Annotated in this window: 3 protein-coding genes; 2 read left to right on the top strand and 1 reads right to left on the bottom strand. The window is 58.4% G+C overall.

Annotated elements, in window-relative coordinates:
* The coding region (locus AC1DSG_RS30020) for an FUSC family protein (RefSeq protein WP_477794114.1) at positions 1–712 on the bottom strand (712 nt) is incomplete at its 3' end.
* 183 nt (positions 713–895) lie between these two features.
* On the opposite strand from AC1DSG_RS30020, the gene AC1DSG_RS30025 reads away from it, so the two are divergent.
* Positions 896–1,951, top strand: coding sequence for a tetratricopeptide repeat protein (locus AC1DSG_RS30025; protein WP_477794115.1), 1,056 nt, complete (start codon positions 896–898; stop codon positions 1,949–1,951).
* A gap of 156 nt (positions 1,952–2,107) precedes the next feature.
* A partial coding sequence (locus AC1DSG_RS30030) for an ATPase domain-containing protein (protein ID WP_477794116.1) occupies positions 2,108–2,661 on the top strand: 554 nt, incomplete at its 3' end.

A 2,661-nucleotide genomic window follows, 5' to 3' on the forward strand; every position in this document is an offset into this window, starting at 1 on the left:
GGCTATTGGCACTGCGTAACCGTGGTGCATCGAAGTAAAGATGCCGGCGCAATCCCTCAAGGGCGCTGATTTCACCCAACAGCTGCATTTGCCTGCGTTGAAAATCGGCGTCGCTTTCTTCGGTTCGAATGACGGCAGCGGCGTGTGTCGCCAGTAACTTGATCACCTGATCAATCTTGGTGAAGTAGCTTCGGGCCACGGCTTCAGGACGCGCGGTCAACAGGCTGACAACGCAGACGCAAGCCACCGCCAGAAGCGTTTCGGTCACGCGTGTAACGGCCAGCAGGAAAGTGCCGTCCTGATCAGGCACGGCCAGTAGCGCCACCACCACCGCCGTGTAGCCGCTGAGCACAAAGGCCTGGGAACTGGTGTAGCGCAACAAGGTGCCACCGGCGGTGCACAGCGCCAGCCACAGTGCCAGGGTGACGATGAAAGGCAGCGGCGCCTGGGGAAAGATCGCCATGATCAACACCGCCGCGGCAGCCCCCAGGGTAGTGCCGATGACCTGGCCGAAACTGCGGGCCAGTGCCATGCCGGCGAGTGGCTGGCTGACGATGACTACTGCCATGATCGACCACTTGGGTTGATCGAGGTCGAACAGAAACGCCAGGTATAGGGTCAGCAGCCCGGCCACGATGGTTCTCAAGGCAAACAGCAACACCCCTTGCCCGGGATTGAGTATGGCCTTGAAGTATTGAAGCAGCGGTTGCATGGGAGCACTCTTGGAGTCATCTCTAGCAAGCGTAGTCACTGCTTCAAGCCTCGACAGGTTTCAATGTCAACGGAACCTGTAGGCAAAATCGTCGATAGTGAGCCACGTCAGGGTTTGACTCACAGCCCGGCCTGACCGAAGCTGACGGCCTTTGCATAAGCTTGCCAGCTCCTGGATTCCTGCATGCCCCAGTCCCGCCGCTACTTGCTCATCACTCTCTGTGTGCTGTTTGCCATCGCTTTTGCCTGGTTATTCCTGCGCAGCACGACGCCTGAGGTGCCAGAAGCAATCAAACGTGGATACAGCGAAGCTTTGACTCAGGTCCGCGCCGGCCAACCGGGGGCTGCACGGGTGCTTTACCAGCAACTGGGCCGCCCTGATCTGTCGGCCAAGCGTCGCATCTGGCTGCATAACGAACTGCCCAATTACCCAAGCCCGCAGGCCCTGAAACTGGCGGGCGCAGACCTGCAAAATCCCAGTGAAGACGTGCGGGTCGCCGCGATCAAAAGCATTACTGGCCTCGTCTCCTCCGGGCAACGCAGCCTATTGATTGGCCCGATGCTCGATGACGACGTAGAAAACGTGCGATTTGCAGCCGTCAACGCACTGTTGGGACTGACGCCAGATGACCTGGGATTGTATTTCGCGCCGTTGGAGCAAGCCATCGACGCCTGGGAGCTGGCCCTGAAAAGTCAACCACCCAGCGCCCAAAACCAATACCAGTTGGCGCGCCTGCACCTGCACAACGCTGAATTGAAAGAGGCGCAAGAGGCACTCGAACGCACATTACAGCTGGACCCAGGCAATCTGCCGGCCTTGGTGATGCAGATTGATGTGCTCGACCGGCAAGGCCAGAGCGATGCCGCACGCCAGTTGCTGGCGAAACAGTTGAAAGCGCAACCCGACTCGGCCTACTTGCAACATGCCTTGGGGCTTTGGTTGCTGAACCACGGGCAAAGCGAGTTTGCCTTGCTCGGCCTATCCAAAGCCGTGGAACTGGAGCCCGACAACAAGGACTATCGCTATGACCTGGCGACCACCTTGCACCTTGAGCAAGAGCTGGAAGCTGCACAAAAGCAATTACAGGAGATCGTCCAGCGCCACCCCGCCGACCGCAAAGCGCGGGTGTTGCTGATCAACTACTGGAAAGAAAGCGGACAGTTGCAGAACGTACAGATTCTGCTGGCGCAGTTGGAACAGCTCAATCCGGATGACCCCGCGTTGCAGCAAGGTTTGTAACACTACCCTCTGTAGCCGCTGCCGAAGGCTGCGGCTACACGTCAAACCAGCAAAAAGGTTGAACCGTCGTCACGGCCAAGGGTCAAGTGAAAAGGCAGTCCTTACAGGCACCTCAAGCCTGCTGCCTCGCTTCCCCTAGTCATGAGAGGGTTTTTTTTGTCTACATCAAACGAGTTGTTCAGTGCAAAAGCCGCCACTGGCATCGAAGGTCTGGATGACATCCTGGCCGGTGGCTTGTCTCGCGGACACGTATTTTTGCTGGAGGGCGAACCCGGAACCGGCAAAACCACCGTCGCGTTGCATTTTCTGTTGGCCGGCGCCCGCGCTGGCGAACGCTCGTTGTACATCACCCTGTCAGAAACCGAACGTGAGCTGCGACAAGGCGCCCGGTCCCACGGCTGGGAGCTGGATAAGAACATCCACATTTTCGAGCTGACCCCGCCGGAAAGCCTGCTCAATGCCGAGCACCAGCAAAGCTTGCTGTACTCATCGGACCTGGAGCTGGGCGAAGCCACCAAGCAGATTTTCGAAGTGGTCGAGCGGGTCAAGCCCACCCGCGTGGTGCTCGACAGCCTGTCTGAAATCCGCCTGCTGGCCCAGAGCTCGCTGCGTTATCGCCGGCAGATTCTGGCGATCAAACACTACTTTGTGCGTTACGACGCCACCGTGCTGTTGCTGGATGACCTGACCACAGAATCCCTGGATAAAAC

The sequence above is a fragment of the Pseudomonas sp. P5_A12 genome (assembly GCF_056400685.1).